The organism is Rhizobium sp. CB3171, from assembly GCF_029714265.1.
Taxonomy (GTDB): domain Bacteria; phylum Pseudomonadota; class Alphaproteobacteria; order Rhizobiales; family Rhizobiaceae; genus Rhizobium.
This window is the reverse complement of the sequence record NZ_CP121654.1, coordinates 416,413-441,838: the sequence shown is the minus strand read 5'-3', so window position 1 is coordinate 441,838 and position 25,426 is coordinate 416,413. Positions and strand designations below refer to the sequence as shown.

Here is a 25,426-nt window from a genome sequence, read left to right as displayed (position 1 = left end):
CCCTAGAGTGTCACTTTTTGATGAGTTTGCCTAGCCGGAGCCGTGTCGCGGCCGCAGCGACCACGTTTCCCTTCAGCTCGTACAGACGCCGCGCCTCGGACGCCGCGGCGACCGCGTCGTCGCGGCGGCCCGAAGTTTCGAGCACATGAGATAGGTCGACGAGTGCGTCCGCATGGTCGTTGACGAAGTCGGTCGATTCGGCGATCGCCAATGCCTCCCGCGCCAGCGCCTCGGCGGCGTGGATATCCGCCCGCCGTGCGAGCACGCGCGCGCTCACGCGGCGCCAACGGACCTGCGTAACCAAGTCCCCGCTCGAAGCCAGCTGTGAACTGAGCCTAGCAAATTCCTCGGCCTCCTCGTCGCGTCCCTGTTCTAGGACTATGACGGCAAGGGATGCGGCCATCGTCGAGCGGAATGCCCGTTCGCCCATCTCCTCAAGCGCGTGATAAGCCGCGTGCGCGCTTTTCTCGGCTGCAGCTGGATTCCCGGCGAGCAGTTCGACTACGGCCTCGTGCTCGGATGAAGCCACGTAGAGCGTTAGGCCGAGGTCGGCGTAGGTAGCATTGCTCATAGCGATCAGCGCTCGGGCTTCCGCAAAGCGGCCGACAATCGCGTTGAGACATGCGAGTTGGCGGAGGATCGCTGCCTCGGACTGGGGGCTTTCGCACACTTCCGAGCGCATCGCCTCACAACGGCGGATGCCTTCGGAGGCCGGGGTAGGCCCAAACCAGAGCGAGGACGCAATCCATGTGAGAATCTCGTAATATTCATGTTGATCGCTTGCCCGTCGCGCATGGGTCGCCGCACGCTCCCACGCCGCCGCGGCCGCCTCGCCGCGTGCCCCGTTAAAACATAGCCACGCCTCGAGCCTTCTAGCGCGACACAAGCCGAGGTTATCTTCTAGGCGCTCAAAAACTGGAATTGCAGAGGCCACAGCTTGTGTCGCCTTCTCCACCGCGCCCTCCTCTCCGCGGAGAAGCTGCAGGAACTGTCGCTGGACCAGGATACGTGCCACCAAGCGCTGTTCTTCGGCAATGGCCGCCAGCCGCTCCGCCTCGTCTAGCATGTCCCCAGCGTCCTCCAGCCGGCCACTTTCGATCAGAGCGCCGCTCAGCTCTCCGAGCAGCGCAATCCGATGTGAATCATCTGTGGGAAGCATCCGGGAAACCCGATCGAGCAGACCAATTGCCGTTGGAAGATCGCCGCGGACAAGCGCTCGCCGCCCGGCTGCCTCGAGCCGTTCACTAGCCCGGGCGGCAAGCGAAGTCGCGTGCACGTCGCGCGGGCCGAGCGAGATTCGGTACTGAAATGCCTGTTCGAGGTGATAGCCGACAAACTCCTCGAACTCCCGCAACCGGTCCGCTGCCGTTAGTTCAAGCCAGGCCGCGAAGCGCTCATGCAAGTCAGCACGCGAGTTCTTCGGCAGGGAGCGGTATGCGGCATCACGTATCAGGACGTGACGGAAACGATACGCCTTCTCTCCTGCGAATGTCGGCGTCTCCGGGCGGATTAGATCGCGGCGGACGAGCGCGAGTAAGCTATTGTCTAGTGTGTCAAGCACAGGGCAGGCGAGTTCTCTGATGGCACTTCGATGGAATGATGAGCCCTCGACCGCCGCTGCCGTCAGGATGACTCGCTCGAGGGCTGGTAGGCCTTCAAGACGTGCAGCGAGAAGCGCATTGATCGACGAAGGAACCGGTATCTCCGCGAGGTCCGACACAGGGACCCAGCCATCGGGCTCGCGGCGGATCACCGCGTCATCTACGAGCATCGCGACTAATTCCTCGGCGAAGAGTGCATTGCCCTCGGCCGCGTTTGTGATTCTCGACTCGGCCGCCGCCGGCAGAGGTGCGCGGCCAAGTAGGTTGTAGATCAGCTCGCGGCATTCCGTATCGCTGAGCGGCTCCAGAAAGATCGATGTCGCGTTGCGCTTGCCCGCCCCCCATCCGGCATGCTCATCGAGAAGCTCCGGCCGCGCGATGCAGATGAGCAGGATTGGCAAATCGCGCGAGAATTCGGCGACGTGCTCGATTAATTCGAGGAACGTCGACTCCGCCCAATGTACATCGTCCACTACAATAACGAGCGGATGCTCTCGCGCGATTGCCTCAAACAGCTTGCGGGCGGCCCAGGCGGTCTCTTCGGTCGTCCCTTGTACCGCGCCGCCAAGTCCGATCGCGCCGGCCACGCGCTCGGCAATCAGCCCGGCTTTCTCTTCCCCTATCAGCTGATCTCCAATCGCAGCTGCGAGTTGGTCACCGGAGTCTAATCTCTCCGCGCGCGTGAGCTCTCTGATGATCTCGGCCAGGGGCCAATAGGTGATTCCCTCGCCATAGGCCGGACAACTGCCGTGCAAAACCGTGACCTCTTCGGAAAGGTCGTTTTCAAACTCCCGCACGAGCCGCGACTTTCCCACGCCCGCGTCGCCAAGAATGCTGACCAGATGGCAGGTCCTGTCGCCTACCGCATTCCGGAAGACGGTTTCAAGCAAGGCTCGTTGGCGTTGCCGCCCGACGAAAGGTGAGTCGAAGCGGCGCGCAAGACCGGGTGCGTTAGCGAGGACTTCTACCACGACAAGAGCGGAGATGGTTTCTCCATGCTTGAGCTCGCGCGGTCCGCTCGGCCCAACAATAACCGCATCGCGCACGAGCCTATGCGTTGGCTCTCCTATTAAGATCTCATTCGGGGCCGCTGCCTCCTCAAGGCGCTTTGCGACATTGACGACATCTCCGGCGACTGACAAGTATCCCTGCATGTTGTTGCGGGCTATCACCTCGCCAGTGTTGATGCCGGATCGGTTCACAAGGCGGACACCCCAACCGGCTGCAAGTTCCTTGTTGAGGACGGCAAGTCTTTCGCGCATCTCCGATGCCGCCCGCACCGCGCGTAGCGCGTCGTCTTCGTGGAGCGGCACGCCAAACACAGCCATGATTGCGTCCCCGCTGTATCTTTCTACGATTCCACCGTGCCGTTGAACAATAGCGTCCAGCTCGCCGAAGTAGCGGGTGAACACATTCCTGAGCGCTTCCGGATCGAGCGAGAGGCCAAGTCGTGAGGAATCGACAATGTCAGTAAAGAGTACCGTAACCGTCTTGCGGACGTCCGGGCTCCACTCCGGCGCTTTAGGCTTGGCCGGAGCCGAGGACCCGACCATCTGATAGAGTTTCACGGGCCGGGCGATGTTCTTGAGCTTCTGTTCGCTCACATACTTGAAATGGACGTCGATTTTTCCCACAAGTTGCTCGTAAGCGGAGCCTGTGATCAAGACGCTTCCTGGCGGGCAGAGTTGTTCTAGACGAGCCGCTACGTTGATGCTATCGCCCAGCAGATCTTCGCCGTCGACCACCACGTCTCCGAGGTTCACGCCAATACGCAAGACGATCCGGCGTTCGGAACTCACGGGTTTCTGCCAGTCGGAAACCTGTTCTTGCATCGCCGCGGCGCAGGCTACCGCATCGACGATGGAGCCGAACTCTGCGAATAGACCATCACCCATAAGGTTGACGATCCGGCCGCGGTGTTCTGCAAGCAGAGGCTCCACGAAAAATTGCCGCAGATGTTTCAGGGCCGCGATCGTCCCGGCTTCGTCGGCCTCGACGAGGCCCGAGTAACCCACGACATCCGCAACCAGTATTGCCGCGAGTTTTCGCCCAACCCGAGCCAATGTCATGTATCGGCCTCCGCGCGGGAACCTTTCCCTGTCACCAGTCATTCCCGAATGAAATGATAACTCATTGCCGCGAATGCGACGACCAGAATCGGACTCGAGCAACGGTTCGTCATCTGAACGTCGCGTCGCTATCAACAATGTGCGGATGATGACTGACAACAGGGCTTCTCATATGTCAAAGCCATTTGCCCAATCATGCCGCCGAGACCCTCTCAAAATCACGTCCGCCCGACCCATGCCCGGGGTCACAAATGCCGTTCAGCCCACGCGGCTACGGACAATCTCTTGAGGCTCGACTTGTAGGAGCGTACATTAGATCAACCTTGCATCTATATTTTGCAAACAATGGGGGAGCAAATGGACAAGGGGTTGACGCGACGTCTCGCTATGCGCAACGGGTTGGTGCTCACCGCTGCCGTCGTCACGATGGGGCCACTCTCAATAGCATCTGCCGCCACGGCAGAGGAGCAAATTGAATCGATCACGTGGGCTTTGCCAAGCCTCCCAGAAAGGCTGTTCGTTCCGCGTGACTGGACGACCTATGTCGGCGCGATCATGTCACTTGTCCAGGAAGGACTGCTAACTTTCGGAGACAAATTTTCGCTTGAACCGGCATTGGCTGATCGACGGGAGCAGATGAATCCGACGACACTCCAGTATCACCTGCGGAGCGGGGTCAAATTCGGCGACGGTAGCCCGCTGACGGCTGACGATGTTGTCGCCACATTCAAATATCACATGAGCCCGGGTTCCCAGTCACTGCTTGCCAGCTTCTATAATTCAGTGGAGAGCATCGACGCGACTGCTCCCGATGAGGTGACCGTAAAATTGAAGGCCCCTAATGTACAGTTCGCCTTTACGCCCGCCCACATGGCCGGTTTCGTGTTCAAGAAGGAACAGTTCCTGGACAGGAACATCGGAACGCCCCAGGCTCTGCCACTAGGAACCGGCCCGTACAAGCTTGTCGAATTCGCTCCGACAGAGAAGGTCATCCTCGAGGCGCGCGACGACTACTGGGGACCGAAGCCAGTCGTCAAAAGGATCATCTTGAAGGCGATCTCAGACCGCCCGGCTCGACTTCTCGCCATGCAGCAAGGCGAGATCGACGGTGCCTTCGATCTTGCCATCTCCGACATCGAGCAGTGGAAAAAGCTAGGCAACGTCGACATCAAGACCGCGCCATCGCTGGGAGTCTACACGCTAACTCTCGACCATTCGAGGTCGCCGTTCGACGATATCCATGTGCGTCGTGCGGTTGCCTATTCGGTGGATCGGAAAGGGCTGGTCAAGGCCCTCCTCAAAGGTTATGGCGAGCCGGCGACAGCGTTGAACCCGCCTGAAATGTGGTCAGGAGTGCTGCCTGCTGCCGAGGTTCGCGCATTCTACGCTACGTTGTCGAACTATCCGTTCGATTTGGGCAAGGCGAAAGCGGAGCTTGCACAATCAAGCCATCCGGACGGCTTTGAAGTCACGATCCCCACACCGAACGCCGATCCATATATGACTGACATCATGCAGTCAGTGGTGGAGAACCTGAAGCAGATAGGTATACGGGCAAGCATCAAGCCGATCGACAACAACGCCTGGATTACGAACTACACCGACCACGGCGAACTAGGCATGCAAATAATGGCGTACTATCCGGATTTCGCCGATGCGGCAAACTATCCATCGCTTTTTTTCTCGGGAGATCAGGCCAAGAAGGGTGGCATGAACGGGTCGAACTTCAAGAACGACCAGGTCGATGCGTCACTGAAGATCGCCAACGAGAACGCCGAGCCGACGACGCGTGCCCGTGAGCTCAAGAGCGTGTTCGAGATAGCCGACAAGGAAGTCGCCGTTGTGCCGATCTTCTGGCCAGACACGGCAATGGCGATCAATAACAAGTACGAGTTCAACGGCTACACCGCATTCTGGTATAGTGTCCCGTGGGCGATCCGGGGTTTCGGTCGAAAATAAGTGGTTCCCGCGCTGGTTGGCCACGGTAATTTTCATAGCTTCGTCCGCATGAACCGCCCCCGATTATCCCAAAGGTGTCTACAAATGGGCCTTTTTGAAGCGAATCTCCGCCGGTTCGACCGCTATATCGGATCGCCCCGGTGACGGGCTTGAGTCTCATCGTCTTCGTCACGCGACGAATCGCCGTGGTGGTCCCACTGCTCCTCGTAATCTCCTTCGGCTGCTTCGCGCTGGTCCACATCGCGCCAGGCGATCCGGTGCGCTCCCTAATAGGCGCACACGCATCAGACCCGGTAGCGCTCGCGGCCATCCGCGCGCATTACCACCTGGACGATCCGTTCCTCGTCCAGTACTGGAAGTGGTTGTCGCAAGTCGTCCGAGGTGATCTCGGCGTGTCCATCCAGGGTAACCAAGCGGTGACAAGCGTCATCGCGGATCGCCTCGGCGTCACGGTCTTCCTCAGCTTGATGAGCATTGTTCTTGTTCTCGGCTTCGGCATCTTGCTCGGCGCGGTCGCGGCCTTCCACCATGACACCTGGCTCGACCGGCTGGTCGTCGCGTTCGGTATTTTCGGCGTTAGCGCCCCCACCTTCGTCACGGGCATATTCCTTCTCTATGTCTTCGGCGTCATGCTGCACTGGTTTCCGATCTTCGGTCCCGGAAGCGGCTTCCTCGACCGTGCCTGGCACCTGACGCTTCCGGCATTTGCGCTCGCCATATCGGTCATGGCCATTGTCGTTAAAATCACACGCGCGGCGATGATTGAGGAGCTGTCCCGAGACTACGTCATGTTTGCGCGGGCGCGCGGACTGAGTTCGCGTCGTATTTTGTTTGCCTATGTGCTCAGGAACTCTCTCATTCCCGTGGTCACGGCCGCCGGGCTTATCGTCGTCGGCATCGTCGCCGGCGCGATCTATGTCGAGGTCACCTTTTCGCTGCCAGGTCTCGGTGCCTTGGCGATCGATGCAATCCTGAAACGCGACATTCCGACGATTCAAGGGACCACCTTGCTTTTCTCTGCCTTCGTGGTGCTGACCAACCTCGTGGTCGACGTGATCTATGCGCTGATCGACCCGCGCATCCATTTCGGTAGGGTAGGGTCATGAGCATCCCAGCCGTCGGCGAGATACGAGGGAGGAATCGACCATTGCGCGTCCCAATTGTGATTCTCATTGCTGCGCTAATTGTCGCGGCGGTGACGGTCTGCGCCATCCTTGGGGAGAGGATTGCACCCGAATCGCCCTTCCTTCAACGTCTCGGGGTCGCCGATACGCTGCCTTCCCCAGTTCACATTGCCGGGACGGATTTACTTGGCCGCGATGTGCTGTCGCGGGTGATCTACGGTGCGCGAACGGCCTTGGTCGGCCCGGTTGTTATCGCGACCGGCGCTTTCGCGATTGCGACCTTGCTTGGTCTTCTTTCGGGTTATCTCGGAGGGCTGGTCGATTCGGCGATCACACGCTGGGTGGACCTCATGTTAGCGTTGCCGGCACCGCTCGTAGCGATCGTCATCGTCGGCGTAGTGGGAGGCGGATACTGGACCGCCACCCTCGTCTTGATCGTCCTTTTTACTGCCCCCGATACACGGATTGTACGGAGCGCGGTCCTTGAGCAACGACCGCGTCCCTATATCGACGCCGCGCGTTCCCTCGGTATCTCGAAGACACGCATTCTGTTCGTGCACATTCTTCCCAACATTGCGCCGATCATTCTCGCGTATGTAGTCCTCGACTTTGGCTTCGCGCTGGTCAATCTCGTCGGTCTGTCTTTCCTTGGCCTCGGTGTGGAGCCCGGAACCCCTGACTGGGGTAGAATGCTTTTCGAGAACCGCAATATCCTCTTCTCCAATCCAGTTGCGCTGCTCTTGCCTGCAGGAATGATCATTCTTACCGCGGTCAGCATGAACCTCATCGGCGACTGGCTGTTAGAATGGTTTGTAAAGTGAATACGGGCAAGGCGCGCGAAATTCAGGACCGTCCGCTCCTCGAGGTCAGGGGGCTAGCGATCTCACATGGAGCAATGCCTATTACGACGCCCCTGGACATCGTGTTGGGGCGCGGCGAAACCATCGCGATCGTCGGCGAATCTGGGTCTGGCAAGTCGCTGACGGCACGGGCAATTGCCGCCATATTGCCGCCTGGCATAAGCGCCACAGGCGCCATAGTACTCGACGGCATGCCCCTAGCGCGTCTTGCCGAGAGGGAACTCCAAAAAATTCGTGGCTTTCGCGTGTCGATGCTTATGCAAGATCCGTTTACGATGCTGAATCCACTCATGCGAGGCAGCGACCACATTGACGAAATGCTGCGCCACCGGCGCGAATTTGCGTCTCGCGCTGCAAGAGCGGAAGAGGTGAAAAGACGCCTCGCAGAAGTCGGCATAGTGAATGAGGATGCAGCTCGCCGCATGCCATTCCAGCTGTCGGGGGGCATGTGCCAGCGCATTGCACTTGCCGCCGCCCTTGCTCGCGATCCGGAACTGCTTATTGCCGATGAGCCCTCGACTGCGCTCGACGTAACGACTCAGGCAGAGATCATCAAGCTCCTTCGGCGTGTCCAGCGCGAGCGACATATGAGCCTCATTCTCATTACGCACAACCTGCGGCTCGCGTTCTCGATTTGCCAGCGGATCTATGTGCTGTACGCCGGCTCAATGCTCGAACTTGGTGACGCCGCAGCTGTCGAGAGTCAGCCGTTTCATCCATACACTTTGGGACTTCTGCTCTCGGAACCGCCCGTTAACGTTCGCGTGCCTCGGCTTCTCGCGATCCGGGGCTCAGTGCCGCGCGCTGGCGATGTTGTCTCTAGTTGTGCCTTCGCAGAGCGGTGCGACTGGGTAAAGCAGATTTGCCGGGCCGGTAAGCCGCCGCTCGCCGCTCGCGGTGCGGGCCGGTTCACAGCGTGCATCCGCCAGCACGAGATTCAGGGCGAACTCGACGTTATACGCACGGCGGCGGCCCTCTCGGAGACGCAGATGACACCGCCTCGAGGAGAAACCGCGGGCGCGCTCGTTCGCGTCGACTCGCTCGTCAAAACATTCCCGGGCGGACGGTGCCGTCCGATCTACGCTGTAAAGGATGTATCGCTACACGTTTTGACTGGGGAAAGCGTCGGCCTTGTCGGCGAATCTGGCTCGGGCAAGAGCACGCTGGGGCGCTGCCTCGTCGGCCTCGAAACCCCGACTGCTGGCAAGATTCTCATTGACGGAATTGCGGCAGCAGATTTCGGCGCCTTGGCGAAGGCCGACCGCGCCCGCGTTCGGCGGACAATTCAGATGGTCTTCCAAGACCCGTATTCGACACTAAATCCCATGCATAGTGTCGGGCAAGTCCTCAGGGAGGCGCTCGGGGCGTCGGCGAATGGTACGAGCGCAGCGACATCGGAACGGGTCGCGTCGCTGCTGGCCGAGGTCGGCTTGTCTCCCGTGTATGCCACCCGCCGTCCAGTGTCGCTTTCGGGTGGCGAGCGCCAGCGAGTCGCCATCGCACGCGCACTTGCCGTCAATCCGGCAATCCTCGTTTGTGACGAACCAGTATCTGCGCTCGACGTCTCGGTGCAGGCACAGATGCTCAACCTATTCAGGCGCCTGCAAGTTGAGCACCAGCTCTCATATCTCTTCATCACACACGACCTCGCTGTCGTCCGCCAGATCACTGAGCGCATTTATGTCCTCTATCTCGGCGAGATCGTCGAGGAGGGGCCGACGGAGAGGGTCATCGGAAACCCGCAGCACCCATATACACGTCGGCTCGTTGAATCGATCCCGCGCTCGGCTATACAACTTGGCCCCTGACGCAACTCTCCGGGAGGGAAAGCGAAAGCAAAGATGGCTTCGACGTCCATGGAGAAGCTCACCCAAGTGCATGACGCCGGCGTTTAGACCAGATGAGCGATTTGCGGCGAAAACGCCGGTAGGTTTTCCTTGTCGAACATATTCAGTTTGGAAAGGAAAATGATCATGGAGAGAGTGATTTACGTTGGGCTGGATGTTCATGCCGAGACGATTGCTGTTGCGACAGCTGATAACAGGCGGAGCGGAGAATTTCGGTTTGCTCGGCAAACTGGTCACGCGCGACATGCAGCTCCGCTGCGTTGCTCTTTCACTCCGGCGAGCGCCGGCTGGCTGGAGGGGGGAAGTCCAAGAGCAACATAGTGTCATGCGCGCGGAGGCCATGCAAAAAGTACGCTCTGCGAACCGACCGTTGGTACCCGTGATCCAGATCCAGCCGGTGGCCACCTCGAACCAATAAGAATCGTGCTTTGGGATAGGCTGAAGCGATAGCTTTGCCCATCGCCGGAGAAAATATGACATCGTCCCCCGCTGCGATAACCAACATCTCCCCCTGATAACGGCTCCGATCCAACTGAAGATTCGGTAGCGGCGCACGCTGACCTAAAAAATCCTTTAAGACTTCAGCGGACCACACATAGAGTGGGAGGTTATATCCGAAAGAGGGCCCCGCGCTTTGCAAATCGTTTCCAAACAATTCATACATCCGCACTTTGGCGGCATCGGCGCTAGGTTGACTTAGCAGTGTGCGGTCGAGCGTCCATCTCAGGTTCAGGCGCAGTTCGTACCAAGCATATAGCAAGGGATTGTGGGTTAGCATTCCTCGAACGATCTTACGAATCGTTGCCAACCCCGATTCTCCCTGCCGGCCCAGTTGAAAGAGCATATAGGCCAAGCTTGGCCGACTGCCATTTTCGACACTTGCAATCTTGGACAGGTCGGCAGCGGTCCCTGGATCGACCTCAGCGAAGTTCCTGGTGCCCGTCCAGCCATATAGACACGCTAAGTCCGGCGCCCCTGTCGTGACAAGCAACGTTCGGATTACGTGTTCTCCATATCGGTGCAGGTACTGTTGAGCAAGCATGCCCGCGCCTGAAGCTGCAAAGATCATGATGCGCCCGTCTGGTGGCAGCAGATTTGCGGAAACCATGTCCTGTCGCACGCGTTCTATGTCTTCAACGCGCTGCCAGGAGCCATAAAGGTTCATTGCTTGGCGCAGTTCCAGTTTGCCGCCAGGGTACACTTCTGGAAAAAGCGTGGGGCTATGACCGCGATGGCCGATCAGAACATAAGACATCCCCGGAAGCTGCTCATCAAAGAATGAGAAATCTATCCCGGGAGATACCAATTCCATTTGCCCGTCAGTCAGAAAGAAAATCACAGGACCTTTGGGTCTAAAACCAGGGCTGAGCAAATAGAACGCGCGATAGGACTCGCTGCTTTCGTCTGCATAGTCTATCGGGAGGTTAAGATATCGATGGTGTGCGTCCGGCGGCATCTTTGGGTAGTGCGCATCCAACGCAAGCCGCCCATTCGGTACTCCTCGTGCGTCGAAACCTCGTTTCCTAATTCCCGCGCCAGCCACCAAAAGTGTGATAAATGCGGTCCAAATCCTTAGACGCGAATTTCTCATGGTCGAACATGGCTCTGGTGAGATCAGGGGAGTACAGTTCCATCTTTAGTTGTCCAGCTAACAATGTACCATGATGGAAATCAATAAGAGCGCGCTTTAGCTCCGAATGGGCCAGCCAACTGCCAACTTTTCTGACGCCAAGTCTGATTTATGGCGAAATCTATTCAGCGGTGGCTCTGCGTGCGGGTCTGCTATGGGCGGTAATATTCGTCTTTGTCTGCCAGCTTAATTCTAAAATCCCGAGGGATTCGTGCATATTTGCGCCGGCGATCGCGTCACTTCCGGCAGACCGGAAATTCGCATTCCATTTCCGTTCGCGCTGCAAGCTTGGCCACCTCGAAGCTACCAAAATGCCTATGTGCTGTGGCGAAGTGACACCAGGCTGAGCGAGGTTGAACTATCGGAAGCGCAACCATCATCGTCGTGCGGCGATGTGATGCTGGCCGTTTAGCGCTATACGTTTGAGGTTCCTCCCAGGCCGCAGCTGTCAGTCGTGCGTGCCCGCGCCTCGTAAAAGGCCAGATGGCCGCGATCACCCGGCGCGATGGAATGCCACCTTAAGAGCTGCACCTAGCGAGCGTCGAACTTGATCGCCTCAGTCGTCTCAGGCATCGCCTGCATGCTCTCCGACACATTCGCAGCTCAACGACACGTCTTGAAGAACGTAAACCCACACGATGGCCGGCAATACCACTTCCTGTTATCTTCGCACTAGGCTTGGGCTTGATTATCGAGCCCTCGATGAAAGCTATGATAAAAGGCAATCTTGTCAGCGAGGCCCTCTTGCATGCTGCAGGCCATGACGCGTCTCCCTTCGGCATGGTGCTTGGGGCACGAGCCCAAGCATGCTGGCAGCATGCGGCAGCCGCGGCATCCTTCGCTACTGAACGGATTGAAGCGCTCAAATGGCATCTCTGCTGTCTCTACGTCTCGCATTGTTCTATCCATATCGTCTGGCAGAATGAGCGCGAAACTTGATTGCGGAGTGCCCATAGTGGGGACACACTTACCGAGATTGCCATTTGGATCAATCGTAAACGAGTTGCGCACGACTGCGGTGCATGGGTAGAGTTTTCGACGTGGCATGCCGTATACCATGCAGCCTTCAGACTCAAGAAATCGGCGGAATGCCACCTCCTGCTGAGCGAACTCAGTGTTCGTGAAACAGTCGTGCGGCACGCAATCCACCAGACCTCGGCTGGTGTTAATGAAACCGAGACGGAAATCGATGCGGCGATCGACGAAGCCGTGCCTCTTGAAACGGCGAACAACGTATTTGGCCTCTTCGATGTTCTCCCGATCCACGTTGATGCGTATGGTCACAGACCCTGTCGCCTCGACAATATCCTGCAAGTGTTCAGTCAGGTAGTGGTAGTGGGCCTCCGCCTTCGTAATTGGGACTTGGCGCCGCGCAGAATAGGTCTCGGGCGTGCCGTCGAGAGAAATCTGCAGCGCTTTGACGCAGAGCTGGGATAAGGCAGCCACCCTTTTCGGGGTCAGCAGAACGCCATTGGTCAGCATCTCTGCATAGTAGTGAACGCCGAGTTCGGCGCAGATTGCCTTGAAGGCACGCGTCATGAAGGTTATCGCAGCGTAGGCGACCAGTGGCTCGCCGCCGAACCACTGAACGACTAGGTGACGGCTATTACCGATCTTGCGACGGACGAACTCGATGGTTGCCTGCTGCATACGTGCCGACATGATCCTCGTCTTGGGGGTATTTTGCTGGAAGCAGTAACTGCAGTGCTGGTTGCAGGCCATCGTCGGCGCAATGGTTATAAAAAGACGTGAATCATCCAACTTGCTGTGATGCAGCCGCTCCTCCTCTTCCCTGAACTCGTCCAGGTCGGCGGGGACGACGAAGCCAAGCGTCGCAAGACAGCTCACTAGCTCGCGATCCGGCGCGGGGTCCTTATGTTCAAGGCTGTCAAAACATCTTTGGATGGCGGCCCACTCAGTCCTATCAAATTCAAGCGTCTGGCCACTTCTCGTGTTAAACAGCAGCGTCATGTTGTTGGATCGTCCGAGGGGCACATTGAAGCTCGACTGCTTCCAATTTCGCGTCAAAGTCATAAGCGTGGCGCTCCCCTTAACTGAGCCGTATGCCTGGGTTGTCGTTAGAAGGACAAAGGGGCGGCGTTGTGTGAACGGAGCCATAGGAGAAATAAGCGTCTCGGTAACACCGGCCCTTCTCCCACATGCACTTTTCGAAGGACGGGCAAGTCTCGCAAGAGGACCCGGTAAACTGCCGGCGGCTGGGATGGATAAAATCCAGCAGTCTGGACCCGTCCCAAATTTCGCGCAATGATTGCCAGCGGGCGTCGCCTACGAGGTAAGGCTTCTCGTAGGCCATCTGTTCGCAGAGGAAGGCCCCCCCATCTGGGCCAATACCGAGCGCGTGCCACCCTCCGCCACAGCCAATTCGCTGGCTCCAGATCTGCCGTCTACGCTCAGGCGTTAGCTCTTCAGCCCGCGCGGGAGCCTTCGACAGATTTTCAATTAGCTTGATGTCGGGATACTTGGCTCGGATTGCCTCGAACTGATTGGCAAGCGTTGCACTATGTGCTTTGGTAATAAAAAGGTCGTCATTGTGGCGGTGGAATGAGCGGGCATAGCGCACGAAGCTGAAAGTTCGAGCACCACAAGGATAAAACAGATCAACGATTTTTTTCGGCTGATCAACGTTTAATCCGGTAATTACGGCCTTGATGATAGGCTGTATGTCGAAAGCCATAAAGCTCTCAAAAGTTCGAGTTGCCATTTCCGTGCGGGGCTTCTTGACGTTTAGGACGCGCATATTAACGTCCTCGTCGGCAGCGTCGAAACTCAGCTGCACGGGCCGCTCTATCACACCGTTGATCTTCTTCTTGAAACCAGCGTCGACTAGCCGCTCTACCGCCTCGCGATCGAGAAACGCTTTCGTCGACAGGAGAAACAGCATCTCGTGCTCGACCAAGAGATTGAGAAAGTCGATTCCATCCCGCCGAACGAAGGTGTCACCATTGTCAGGTGAGCACATCCGCACCCCCATGCCGGCTGCCTCTTCTATGAGCTCGCGCCAACGTTCAAGCCCCATTTCCTGGTTCCTTTTTATGGGTCGATCAGCGTAGCAATAAAGGCAATCGGTTTGACAACGATGCGTGAATACCGTGTAGAGGTTGATTGGCGCCTCTAGACGGAATCGCGTTTTGACGCCCTGCACCATGCGAGAATAGGCCCGCGGGTCAATGACAAAGCAACGCGGGTCAAAACGGATCGCTTCGGAGATTGGGGCGTCGGCTATTTCCACAATGCCGTGGGCACCAAGACCCGCCGGCGATACCGTCGCCCGCACCAGAGCATCGACGCTGGAGAGCGTTTCGAGGAGGCTGCCGGCTGCGGCCTCCGGGAAGAGGCGATGGAAGAAGATGTCGATCTCGGAAAAGGGCGAGACACCATCCATTAGCGACAGCGCCAATCCCTGGATCGGCGTTAAAAAATGGATGTGCGTGTTAATATAGTCGAGGGGGTACAGAATTGGCCGATCGCCGTCTTTAGCGAAGACAAATTCGCGGCGCAATGCGACAAACTGATTTGGTTCTATGGACAACATCCTCGTCATCCCGCTACCACGCTTGCACACGAAGCTGATGGGGTGCCATCCGATCGCAACGGCGTCCGGACGGCACCTAACTCCTAGCTCGGGCTACCAACAGATCATGCAGGGACAGACGGTGCAGCTGTCGCAACCCGCCGCAGTCAAAGGCTCAGCCAACGCGCGCCCATCCTGCGGGATCAGGTCGATTTTGAGCCCCTTTTTCTTAATCAAAGTCTGCATTTCCTGGATCAACTTTGCCGATTCATACTGCTTAAGCAGCGCTGCCGGATCAGCATTTTCGCTCTTGCCGCCAAAAGCTTGGGGCGCTTCGATCGTTTTCACTTCCACATCCTCCATTAGAATATGTGAATGAACTACGTCTGCGGAACAAACTATAATAATAATTCGGCTGAGAAGCTTTGATACAGAACAATTTTTTCAATTATTGTTCTAGGCGCGCCCAAGCCGATGATGAGCTTCCTGAATCAGATCATGTGATCAATGAATCGATCATAGGTATTCAACATCCACGTTAAAGAGGTGGATGATGGCACGAGCACTGAGCGATTCTCTTCGATTGTGTATATTGAAAGCGTCTACGGCGGGAAGTTTGCGCAGAAAGCTGCTGCCCGTTCGGAACGGCAGCTCGCGCCACTACTTTGGCGCTTCGAACTGGCGCGAACTTACGGCATTATTCTCTGGGAACACTCTTGGGTGAGGCAATACGAATTTCACCTTGTTTGTCGCCGCGCAGACGTTCTTGTAGCCATGCTTTTGCGCTCTCGACGCTACGGTCCTCCAGAACCTCGACCACCGAATGATGCTCGAGATCAACCATGATCGTGCCGTAGCGCGAGGAATGCGGCCAGCTCCAATCATCAATGCCCAGAATTCGAATAGTGTCTTTTTGCACGGACGCCGGATTCTTGCGCTTCAATGTCCGCAAGATCGTGTCGTCGCTGACCGGCATGCGGAGCCGATGCATCAAATATTCACCCGGGCGACCGCCCATCTTGTGGCCAATCAAGCCTACATCTCAGCCATCCGTTCAGTTCGTCGCATGTAAGGTGAAGCAACCTCGGGCAACCAGTCGGTGAAGGTTCGTCGCGCGCATTTCCTGTGTCTACACTGCCACCGATTCCCGCGTTCCTTCGCATTTTGAGCAACTGATGATTAATGGCGATCGCGTCGGCACCATCATGCACTGCCCCCACATTTAACTCGGCAGGGACGAGATCAGAAATCCGAAACTGGGCTCGCATGGTGCTGTTTCTCCTTCGAGAACAAGGCCAGTCGAATCCAAAATATCAGCGAGACTGAGTCAGCCTCCTTATTCCATGCCTAATCACAGGTCATCGGGCGGCAGCGTGAGCTTTTGTTTGGTGGGGTGCCTTCTCCAGGCCATGATCGTGCCGGCACGTCTCGCCGGGGCCTGCTCATACGTCCCCGAGATCTCGATAAGACTCGATCAGACAAAGCTGTCGCCCATCCGACAAATTCTACCCCGGTCGAACAATCCGAAACTCCGACATATAAGGATGCCAGTGTACCCACTTGAAAAAAGGTGAGCAAATGCCGGACATTCACGGCGTGGAGCCGCACTTGCGGCCGACGCGGCATGACGCTTGCTTCCCGTTTTTTGCAAACTTTATGGCACACTTCAACTCAGGAGATTGACTAATGACGGACCACCAAACCTCGGGATACGTGCACACACCAGATACCCTAAAGATCCTGGTTGCGCAGCTCCGTGAAGAGGCTATTCGAACAGAGATACGGGCGCTACCCGTGCAAGGGGCAGCCGAAATCGCAGTCCGCCGGCCAGACTGGCCGGGCTGCTGGAATACCAAACCTATCTCGATCAACTGCACTGAACATTGATCCTCGATCGACGTCCACCGGGTAACATAGCTCAAATCCGGATCGGCACTTTACCAGCGTCGGCATCTTTTGGGGTGCAGAGCGGGGCAGAGTGGAGGATTTGAGGAGTGCGGCTATCGCCGCGCGAGCTTTTGGAGAGGCCCGGCCCCCTCTTCAGAGCAATGGAGCTGGCTGCGGTCGTGGCCAGCTTCCAGCTCGTCGGCGTACCTTGATCGGAAATCCGGATTAACGACCATGGACCATACCAAGTTGTTCCCTCAGCTCAAGGAAACGGTTTGCCTAAAGCCGATGGCGGGGTACGCCTTGGCTCATGGTCACCATCCTTCCCAGATCCAAATGCTTGACCCTTCTCACGCGTTCTTTCTGTCGCTGTGTGACAAAGGTCTCCTCCCTTCACAAATCGCCTTTATCTATGGCCAAACTTTCGACCTTGAGGGTGTTGATGCTCACTCACAAGTTGATCAGTTGTTGAGCAAGTATCAGCATTTTCTTAATTTCGACACGACGGCAAACCCAAGAGAGCGATTTAGTCCGCAAAAATTCCTCTACCGGGTTGATTCCTCCGCGCTTGACCTCGCAACTTTTGGCAAATGGCCCGTTCCTGCGGGTATCAGCATCACTCTTACGTTCAATTGCAACTTCAGCTGTTCCTACTGCTATCAAGATAGTCGCCAGAGGAGCGACCCGCGCTGGAGCTCGAGCAAGTGCCTTGCGTTGCTGGATGAGGCGGCGGACTGGGGCGTGGTGTTTGCAGGATTCACTGGTGGCGAGCCTACCATCTTTGATGGTTGGCTCGAGTTGCTAGAGCGAACGCTCACACGGGGTATGATCCCGGTCTTCACTAGCAACGGAACGGTAATCGGGACTGATCCTGACATTGCCGTCCGGTTGAAAGATGCAGGCATGAAAGAAGTGACGATCAGTTTGGACGCCTGCTCGCCGCAGCTGCATGATCAGGTGACCCGGACCAGCGGGCATTTTCCCAAGGTGGTCGATGCGATTCGTTTTTTACGCGCAGCCGGAATCCGAGTGCGTGTCAAGAGCGTGCTGACGCCAATGACCCAGCATGCGGTGGAGGAAACCATAGACTTTCTGGTCGATTTGGGAGTTGAAGGTATCGACATTTCCTATATGGAGAGCGGGGCAATCAACTCCGCCGCCAATGGTGCTCCGAACGTTACTGCGGAAGAGCTGTCACGTGCCCGAGATCGGATCATACAAAAACGTGAACAGTATTCACATCTCTGTAATATAGAACCGCCCGACGATACCAACAAATTGTGGATAGAGACGGACTGGCATCCCTGTGGCGGCATGCAGTCTGGCATGTCGATATTTCCGAGCGGCGACGTGTCCGTATGCGACAAGATGCACGGGGTGAAGGCTTTTACTTTTGGCAATGTTTTCGATGCTGGCCTCAAAGAGATTTGGAACAGTGATACATTCGCGCTACTTTGTAAGCGAGCGACAGATCCAGAGGTCGTTGATTCGGCCTGCGCCATCTGCAGCAAGCTGCACCTTTGCCGGACGTCCTGTTTTGTGGATTCTTTCAACGTGACGGGCTGCTACTTCGGCAAAGATCCGTCTTGCGGCGGTCCGTTCTTGAACTAGCGGCATTCAGCACCACGCCGAGCCGAATTCCGCATCAATTCCTCTCGGCGCCATCTATCCGAGCATCTTTACCGCCATCGACAGCAAGCGCCAGTTCTTCCTCAAGCTTGAAGACACGCTGCGCAAGAGCGTCTCTCTCAGCCTTCAGCGCGGCGTTCTCGGCAGCATTCGCCGCCAGAAGCGCCATCGGTAGCATCGCCTTAACGGCATTTGGTTTGGGAGCAGGGCTCCGAGATGAATTTCAAGCCTCGATCGACGAGGCGATTTCACGCCAGGTCACCATGGCGCGTGCTCGAAGCTGGTGATGATCGGCGGCAGTCAGGTTTTTCGGTGAAGAAGAAAAAGATTGGCGATCTGGCCATGGACTGAGACGAAGCGCTGGCATTGCCGTGCCGACTTGAAGCGCATCATACGTCGCTCCCGTCGTCGCACGGAAAGGTGCGAATTCTCGGCCCGGTTGTTGAGCACTTTGTGCGAGCGATGCTCGACACCGGGCATCAATTCCGCCTTTGCGGCAGAGTAGGAAACGCAGTTTGTCGGTCACCACTACCCGCGGGATGGTGCCCTGGCCCCTGAGCAGCTTGCGCATCAGACGCAGAGCTGCTCCCTTGTTCCTGTAGCTTTGCAGCAGGGTATCGAGGACACAACCGTTTGCGTCGACGGCGCGCCACAGCCCGTATTTCTTTCCCTTGATCGTCACCACCATCTCATCGAGATGCCACTTGTCGGCGAAGTGGCCGCGCGAGCGCCGCCGGAGCTGATCAGCGAACTTCAGGCCGAATTTCGCCACCCATTCCGAGACCATCTGGAACGAGACGTCAATGCCGCGCTCGGCCAGCAGGTCTTCGACGTCGCGGAAGCTCAGCGGAAACCGATAATAGAGCCATATCGTATGGGCAATGACCTCAGCTGGAAAGCGATGGCGTTTGTAGCGGGTCTGCGGCTCGGCGGTCATGCCCGTCGCTTATCATTTCTCTCTGCGCAATTCGTTAAGGCGACGCCACCGCGGCAAGTTCTGGAACGCTCCCACCGAGCCATTCAGAATGAGATTCTGAATGTTCAGCGTAAGCTGCTGCGCTGAAGCAACTTAACCGTGCACAGGGTCCGCATCTTGCACTTTTCTGTGAAGATGCCGTCGTGGGGTATTCTCGATTGTCGCCGACGACGAGCCGCATCTTCTATCCGATATCTATCCTCATATTATGAACGGGAAGGCGTGGCCCCGCTCACCGGAAATTTATGTGTGGACCCGATGCGTCGCGAGGGCGCTGTTCTTATTAATCAGATGCCCGCCTCACTCGTCTTGATGACCAGAGTGATGGAGTTCTGCATCTTCCGCAATACAACAGCCTAGGTAGAATCGGGTCGCGCATTTTCATCTCGAAGGAGGGGATCAATGAAAAAACCGGCTGACGGACGTTGCACAAAATAGAGTTCGCTCGCGCTCAACATCATCGACACCAATTATGTCGGTTTGTCGACTTTACGACAGAACTTCGTTTAGCAGGTCCTTGCCGTTCTTTGCTAAGCTACTGAAAGAAAAACAGAAGCTTCCTGAACTAATGTCCCCATTCAAATTTGGCATGATTTTTGATGCTAATCACCGAGACGCAGCGAGACCCGTTTGCTTGGGAAGCGCCGCGAGATGTCTCAATAAGACTGAACGACTGGAGATAAGCGATTTTGCCGAGAATGATTGCGTTGCCCGTTTCCGCCCATGTTTTGGCGGATATTGCCCTTGAGCGTTTGTCAAAGAAGTGCCATCCAACAACAGTGCACCTATCGATCGTGCAATGAATTCGTGGTGCCAAAATTATCTGTTGTGGGCGGGTTTGACACCGTTGGCGATGGCATTTTTCGCAGTGACTGCGAATGGACAAGAAACCAGCCTTGTCGGCATTAACCGGGGTTCAGAACTAACCACCATCGCCCGTCGCCTTGAACGCGGCGGATACGAGCTGACGAATGGCACGTGGGTGCCGTTAAGCAAGATGTATCATAGCAACTGGGTCGACATGCAATTCGCAATGTTGACACAGCTGTCCGACGATTTCGGTCTGCTGTGGGGCGCAGGTACCGGTCAGCGTGCCGAAAAAGCCCGAATCGACCCAAATGTGCAACTCGGCTTCATTCTGCAAAAGCGTCCGACGCCGTCTACGACGCTTACTTTCACGGTCAATTCGATCTTGGGCGGTGACCTGACGGAGCAACCTTGCACTGCCAGCTACCGCCTTGGCGGCGTTCAGAAGGTAAATTGCCGCTTGGCGGCATCGGAACTACCGGTAGCGGACACCCTCAAATTTCTAGTGAAAGTCCATCCGAGCCGACTGAAACTCAGTCTCTGGTTCAGAGGTCAATTCTAGCCATGATGAAAGGTGCGGGCGGCACATTGGCAACGAAGAACAATGCAGACAGGAGGTTAGTATGCAGAAAACACAATTGTTCCCGATAGCGATCCTTAGCGGTCTCGTCATGTGCCTGTTGGCGGCAACAGGTTTTGCGGGCGAGCATGGTGCGCATGTCAAAGGAAGCGCCGATGCACCAACAATGGAAAGCAGCGCCTCGAGGTGCGCACAAAATGCCGACGACACCTTTTGCTGGATGGGTCCGGATATCGGGCAAGCTTGGGCGTCAGGCTATACCGGTTCAGGCGTATCGATAACGATCGTAGATGATTTCAGATCCTCGGAAGTGATAGATGGTGATCTCGGCCTAGGCCCACAAAGGCAACGGCATGGCGAATGGGTCTTTGACGCAGCCGGCATGGTGGCACCTGGTGCAAACATGTTCCGGAATGAATACGCCCAACCGACTTCGATCGCGCTGCAGGATGGACTCAATGTCTTTAACTTGAGCTACGCCCATCTAGAGCCAGTAGCCCGGTCTTCACTTCAGCAGTCGATTGTCGATGCAGCTCTGGCCGGCGACGCGGTCTTCACAAAGGCCGCCGGCAACGACGCGGCTCCAGTCGGTACCGTAAACAGCGCAGGGGATTTTGATTATCTAGCTGCCAGCCTGATGGGGGCGCCATCAACGATCTTTGTGGGTGCCCTCGAACACAATGGCACTCCGGAGAATAAGGCATCACTGGCCTCCTATTCGAATTACCCCGGCTCGAATAGGGAGGTACAGAACCAGTTTCTGACGGTGGGTGTCGAAGGTGACAAAACTGGACTGTTCGGAACATCTCTTGGAGCACCGGTGATTTCGGGTTATTCCGCTATCCTTGGCAGCAAGTTCCCGTCGGCGACACCGACACAGATCGCCAATCAGTTGCTTGATACAGCCAGGACCGACACACTCGTCAACTATAACTCAAGGACCTACGGCCGCGGCGAGGCTAGCCTTTCGAGGGCACTGGCACCCGACTGGATCAGGTAAACAAAGAGCTAAAGTTGCCTGCGAGGCGTCAAGTGCCATCAAATCGCCTCGCAAACTTCACCTTAGAAACTAGGCAGCTCGTATTGTTCCAATTGCGGGTCAAAGAAATGTCCACCATGGCCTTGAATATTTCAGCGATCGATCGCCCAAAAAATTCTTGGCAGGCGCTTGAGACAGGGCGGCCCTGTTACAAAAATTCTGGCGATGCCCGAGAGAGCGCAGAAGATTTTCGGCGAGATTTTTGATGAGCGATTTCAAGTTGCGCGCTTCGCAAAAGGTGGACAGGATTTCCGCCAATTCCCGGACAGCAGTTTCACTAAAGTCCGGACAGTTTGACGAGGTTGGTCCTCGGCAGCCTGGTTTCTGTCAGGGCTGATTGATTTCGCCGTTTTCGGCACCCGTCAAGAGGGGCGCGCTTTTTTGCTTTCGCATACTCTCGCCCCGCAGCGTGATGCGATGGGCATTGTGCACGATGCGGTCGAGTATGGCGTCGGCAACCGTGCTGTCGGCAATTAGGTCATGCCAGCTTGCCACGGGGACTTGGGCTGTGATCAGGGTGGACTTTCTCTGATAGCGTTCCTCGACGATTTCGAAGAGGTGGAAGCGCTGCTGATCGGAGAGCGTATGGGTTCCAAAATCGTCAAGGATGAGGAGCTGGACGCGGGTGAGCTTGTCGATGAGGCGGGGAAAAGAGCCATCGAGGCGAGCAAGGGCGAGATCCTCAAACATACGCGGCACGCGCACGTAGAGCACGGAGTGACCGAGCCTTGCCGCTTGCCTGCCGAAGGCACAGGCCAACCATGATTTGCCGGTGCCGGTGTGGCCGGTGATGATCAGTCCCTCATGGGCGGTGAGCCATTGTCCTTGGGCCAGCGCCATGGTGTTGCGCCGGTCGAGACCACGGGCAGCGGCGAAGTCGATATCTTCAATGCAGGCCTGGGCGAAGCGCAGCTTGGCGGAGGCGAGCCGGTTGCGGATGCGCTTGTCGGCACGCAGGGTAACTTCGCGATCGAGCATCAGGCCGAGCCACTCATCGCGGCTAAGTTCATTGGTGCTGGACTGCTCGGTCAATTCGCGCCAGGCGGCGGCCATGCCGGTGAGCCCGAGGGCCTGCATCTGGTCGAGGGTGGGGTTTGTCAGCATTCTTGCTTCCTTCACTGATAGTAGGATCGGCCACGGATATTGGTATGCGCAGGGGCGTGGCGGCCGCGTGTTCAGCCTGCGGTCTTTCCCGGTCGAGGCCGGATTTGAGGATGGAGGCGACGGAGGAATAGGTGATTGCATTGATGGTGAGCGCCCGCTCACAGGCCGCATCGAGGCGCTGCGATCCATAGCGCGGCGCCAGCGACAGAATGCCCATGGCCGAGCGGTATCCCTGTTCCGGATGGGGCCTGTCGCGCATCATGCGTTCGACCAGGATGGCGGCATTGGGGCCGATCTGGGTCGCACGGCCGATCAGATTGGCTGGCGTGGTGTTGGCATAGCGCTGGTGCGCCTTCGGCATATGGTCGTTGACAGTGACGTGGCCGGAACGCTGGGAGCGGCGAACATGGCTGGCGACACGCTGATGATCGTGGAAGATCTCGACCACCCGGTGGGTGAGCCGCACCTGCAGGGTGCATCCGATCAACCGATGCGGCACCGAGTAGAAGGTCTTGTCGACCTCGACATGATAGTCCGGATGAACCTTCGCCGACTTCCATTCCGCATATTCGAACGGCATCACCGGCAGGGGCTTCAAGGTTGGCCGCTCGATCTCCTCAAACAGTTCGCGGCGGCTTTTGCCGACATGGCGCATCGGCCGGTTGTTCAGGTCTTCGAGCAAATCGGCAATCGCCGTGTTGAGGGCGGCAAGCGAGAAGAAGGTACGGTTCCGGAGCCGAGCCAGGATCCAACGCTCAACAATCAATACCGCTCCTTCGACCCGGCCTTTGTCACGCGGTTTCCTGCTGCGGGTCGGCAGAATCGTGGTGTCGTAATGCTCCGCCATGGCGGCGAACGTCGCAGTCAACGTCGGTTCGAACCAAAGGGCCTTGGCCACCCCTGATTTGAGGTTGTCGCACACGATTGCCTTGGTGACCCCACCATAGAAGGTCAGAGCACGCACTTGGCCGTCGATCCAGTCCGGCAACTGCTGGCTAAAGCTGGCATGGGCGAAGGTCAGGTTGGAGGCGCCCAGCACCGCGACAAAGATCTGGGCTGGATGAATGATGCCGGTCGCCGGATCAATCACCGGCACCGTCGGCCCGGCATAGTCGGTCTGCATCACGGCGCCCGCCGCGTGCCGATTGCGGAACGCTACACTCGCGCGCTGCCGAAAGGTGGCGACCTTCTCGCAAAACCACGTGAAGCCGTAGCCATCGGGATGACTGGCGCGGTATTCCTGCCATAGAAGCGTCAGCGTCACGCCTTTGCGCTTCAGCTCCCGAACCACCAGCGCCCAGTCCGGCTCACTGAGATCCCGCGGTGGTCGACCGGCGCGGCCGAACAGCCGCCGCTCCAGTTTTGCATCCTCGTCCGAGCCGATCGGCAAGGGCCACGAAAGCCCGGCTTCCCGAGCTCGCAGCAAATAGGTCGATACCGAGCTCTTGCCGATCTTCAGCCGCTCGGCAATCTCGCGCACCGAAAGACCCTCTTCATGGGTCAGGCGCAGAATTGTCCGGATATCCCTCACGGTCGTTCGTCTTGCTTGCTTCCGTCTCGGCATCGGCCCCTCTCAACGTTGTCGTGAGAAGCCTAATGGTCAAAACGGCGCTGCTCGAACCAACCCTCAAACCGCCGCCGGAAACTGTCCGGGATTTAGCGGAATCACTGTCCGGGAATTACTGAAAACTTTGTCCGGAGATTACCGGAAACCCTGTCCGGACTTTGCCGAAACCCGCATTCAAGTGGCGTCATTTTCAGGGCGAAGTGATTTTGTGGGCGGTGCGTTGGTACTGCCGCTATGGTGTTAGCTATCGCGATCTTGAGCAAATGATGGGAGAGCGGGGCGTGCTCGTGGATCATTCCACGATTTATCGCTGGGTTCAGAAGTACGCGCCGGAGATCGAAAAGCGGCTGCGTTGGCACTGGCGCCGGCCGCAGCCGCTGGCACACGAAGTCGGCGTGGGCAGCTAGCTTGCCGCCGGCGGTGCCATGGCCTTGCCGTCGCGGCTCGAGCGAACCCCTTTCGGCGCAGCTTCATCAGATCGTTCACGAACTTTGGCGAAACCCGGAAATCGACGCCTCACGGTTGCTGTTGCCCTCGGCCACAAACGCCGCAACACGCTTACGCAACGCCATCGGTAACGGCTTGCCCATCAGGGTTCTCCCTTCCACCGCAATGAATCATCAAACCGTCTTTCAGGGAATCCCGAATCCTTTAAAGGGCGACGTGCTTTTAGGATCAACGAGTTGTTGCAACTCGATCCGGAGCGGGAACGGGAACTCATAGTGTCGATTGCCGAGGAATACCTTGAACACATGCGCTGGCAGGAGCGCGACTTTCCTGACTGGCAGGAAGGTGAGTATGTTGGCCTCTCTTCGCCGCTGATCGGCAACAGACGACCTAATGGCCGCTAGATTGCTGGTGGCTTCAGGCCGGTCGCGCTCGCCTTCGACGCGATGGAGTGGAAGTGGCGACGTTGCCAAACAGCGCCACGCGCCATTGGTGGCGCCGCACCGTATTCTCCGTTCCGATCTCCGCAACCACCGATGTGATGGCCCCATACGGGGCCTCTGCTTCGATGGCAGCCTTAAGGCTGTTGGGCCGCATGTCGGTCCAGCGCGTCTCGATTTGATCGAGGCACGCGTGGCGGGTGGCGGGTCCGAAGCCGGTGTGCCAGCCAGCAGGGACGTCTACAAATTCGGGCCACAGAGAGTGCTGACCCTCGTCATTGACCAGCACCAGGAAGGTAGCATGGGGATCGTCGAAGGGGTTAGTCAT

At 57.3% G+C, this 25,426-nt stretch carries 14 protein-coding genes and 6 pseudogenes; 9 read left to right on the top strand and 11 right to left on the bottom strand.

The features are described from left to right. Nucleotides 1–10: 10 nt before the first annotated feature. Nucleotides 11–3,829, bottom strand: coding sequence for an adenylate/guanylate cyclase domain-containing protein (locus tag QA648_RS33975; RefSeq protein WP_283054448.1), 3,819 nt, complete (start codon nt 3,827–3,829; stop codon nt 11–13). 198 nt (nt 3,830–4,027) lie between these two features. Here QA648_RS33975 and QA648_RS33970 point away from each other — a divergent pair, with 198 nt between their 5' ends. The 4 genes from QA648_RS33970 (at nt 4,028) to QA648_RS33955 (ending at nt 9,421) form a co-directional block, all read left to right on the top strand. Continuing rightward, on the top strand, nt 4,028–5,629 hold the full coding sequence (locus QA648_RS33970) for an ABC transporter substrate-binding protein (RefSeq protein ID WP_283054447.1): 1,602 nt from the start codon (nt 4,028–4,030) through the stop codon (nt 5,627–5,629). Nucleotides 5,630–5,769: 140 nt separating this feature from the next. Then, nucleotides 5,770–6,735, top strand: coding sequence for an ABC transporter permease (locus QA648_RS33965; protein ID WP_283054446.1), 966 nt, complete (start codon nt 5,770–5,772; stop codon nt 6,733–6,735). Further along, a complete protein-coding gene (locus QA648_RS33960) occupies nt 6,732–7,574 on the top strand; it encodes an ABC transporter permease (RefSeq protein ID WP_283054445.1) in 843 nt (280 codons plus the stop codon). Before QA648_RS33965 ends, QA648_RS33960 begins: the two co-directional genes overlap by 4 nt. Then, entirely contained in the window at nt 7,571–9,421 is a 1,851-nt protein-coding gene (locus QA648_RS33955) for an ABC transporter ATP-binding protein (RefSeq protein WP_283054444.1), read from the top strand. The genes QA648_RS33960 and QA648_RS33955 overlap by 4 nt, the downstream gene beginning before the upstream one ends. A 307-nt stretch (nt 9,422–9,728) precedes the next feature. On the opposite strand, the gene QA648_RS33950 is transcribed toward QA648_RS33955, so the two are convergent. The 5 genes and pseudogenes from QA648_RS33950 to QA648_RS33930 all read right to left on the bottom strand — a co-directional run. After that, nucleotides 9,729–10,937, bottom strand: a complete 1,209-nt coding sequence (locus tag QA648_RS33950; protein ID WP_283054443.1) for a hypothetical protein — start codon at nt 10,935–10,937, stop codon at nt 9,729–9,731. Between the two features lie 825 nt (nt 10,938–11,762). Continuing rightward, nucleotides 11,763–13,124 carry a radical SAM protein gene (locus tag QA648_RS33945; protein ID WP_283054442.1) on the bottom strand — a complete coding sequence of 454 codons (1,362 nt, stop codon included), beginning with the start codon at nt 13,122–13,124 and terminating at the stop codon, nt 11,763–11,765. A 16-nt stretch (nt 13,125–13,140) separates the two neighbouring features. Then, nucleotides 13,141–14,643, bottom strand: coding sequence for a radical SAM protein (locus QA648_RS33940; protein ID WP_283054441.1), 1,503 nt, complete (start codon nt 14,641–14,643; stop codon nt 13,141–13,143). Between the two features lie 93 nt (nt 14,644–14,736). After that, nucleotides 14,737–14,970 carry a hypothetical protein gene (locus QA648_RS33935; RefSeq protein WP_283054440.1) on the bottom strand — a complete coding sequence of 78 codons (234 nt, stop codon included), beginning with the start codon at nt 14,968–14,970 and terminating at the stop codon, nt 14,737–14,739. A 418-nt stretch (nt 14,971–15,388) separates the two neighbouring features. Next, nucleotides 15,389–15,768 (bottom strand): annotated as a pseudogene (locus QA648_RS33930) (ISL3 family transposase); the annotation flags it as partial. Between the two features lie 975 nt (nt 15,769–16,743). Between QA648_RS33930 and QA648_RS33925 the strand changes: the two are divergent. Continuing rightward, on the top strand, nt 16,744–18,120 hold the full coding sequence (locus QA648_RS33925) for a radical SAM protein (protein ID WP_283054439.1): 1,377 nt from the start codon (nt 16,744–16,746) through the stop codon (nt 18,118–18,120). A 34-nt stretch (nt 18,121–18,154) separates the two neighbouring features. On the opposite strand, the gene QA648_RS33920 is transcribed toward QA648_RS33925, so the two are convergent. After that, entirely contained in the window at nt 18,155–18,307 is a 153-nt protein-coding gene (locus tag QA648_RS33920) for a hypothetical protein (RefSeq protein ID WP_283054438.1), read from the bottom strand. Nucleotides 18,308–18,361: 54 nt separating this feature from the next. After that, nucleotides 18,362–19,075, bottom strand: a pseudogene (locus QA648_RS33915) (IS6 family transposase). Between the two features lie 838 nt (nt 19,076–19,913). Here QA648_RS33915 and QA648_RS33910 point away from each other — a divergent pair. Beyond that, nucleotides 19,914–20,483: a hypothetical protein gene (locus QA648_RS33910; RefSeq protein ID WP_283054436.1), complete on the top strand. Its 570-nt coding sequence runs from the start codon at nt 19,914–19,916 to the stop codon at nt 20,481–20,483. 61 nt (nt 20,484–20,544) lie between these two features. Further along, nucleotides 20,545–21,501 carry a S8/S53 family peptidase gene (locus tag QA648_RS33905; protein ID WP_283054435.1) on the top strand — a complete coding sequence of 319 codons (957 nt, stop codon included), beginning with the start codon at nt 20,545–20,547 and terminating at the stop codon, nt 21,499–21,501. Nucleotides 21,502–21,867: 366 nt separating this feature from the next. Here QA648_RS33905 and istB read toward each other — a convergent pair whose 3' ends face one another. After that, nucleotides 21,868–22,644 (bottom strand): IS21-like element ISRsp2 family helper ATPase IstB, encoded by a 777-nt coding sequence (gene istB, locus QA648_RS33900; protein WP_283052121.1) that lies wholly within the window; start codon nt 22,642–22,644, stop codon nt 21,868–21,870. Nucleotides 22,645–22,655: 11 nt separating this feature from the next. Then, a pseudogene (gene istA, locus QA648_RS33895) lies at nt 22,656–24,208 on the bottom strand (IS21 family transposase). Nucleotides 24,209–24,369: 161 nt separating this feature from the next. Here istA and QA648_RS33890 point away from each other — a divergent pair. Together QA648_RS33890 and QA648_RS33885 are read left to right on the top strand one after the other, a co-directional pair. After that, a pseudogene (locus QA648_RS33890) lies at nt 24,370–24,576 on the top strand (IS6 family transposase); the annotation flags it as partial. Nucleotides 24,577–24,882: 306 nt separating this feature from the next. Next, nucleotides 24,883–25,062: pseudogene (locus QA648_RS33885) on the top strand (isopentenyl transferase family protein); the annotation flags it as partial. A gap of 157 nt (nt 25,063–25,219) precedes the next feature. On the opposite strand, the pseudogene QA648_RS33880 reads toward QA648_RS33885, so the two are convergent. Then, nucleotides 25,220–25,426 (bottom strand): annotated as a pseudogene (locus QA648_RS33880) (MbtH family protein); the annotation flags it as partial.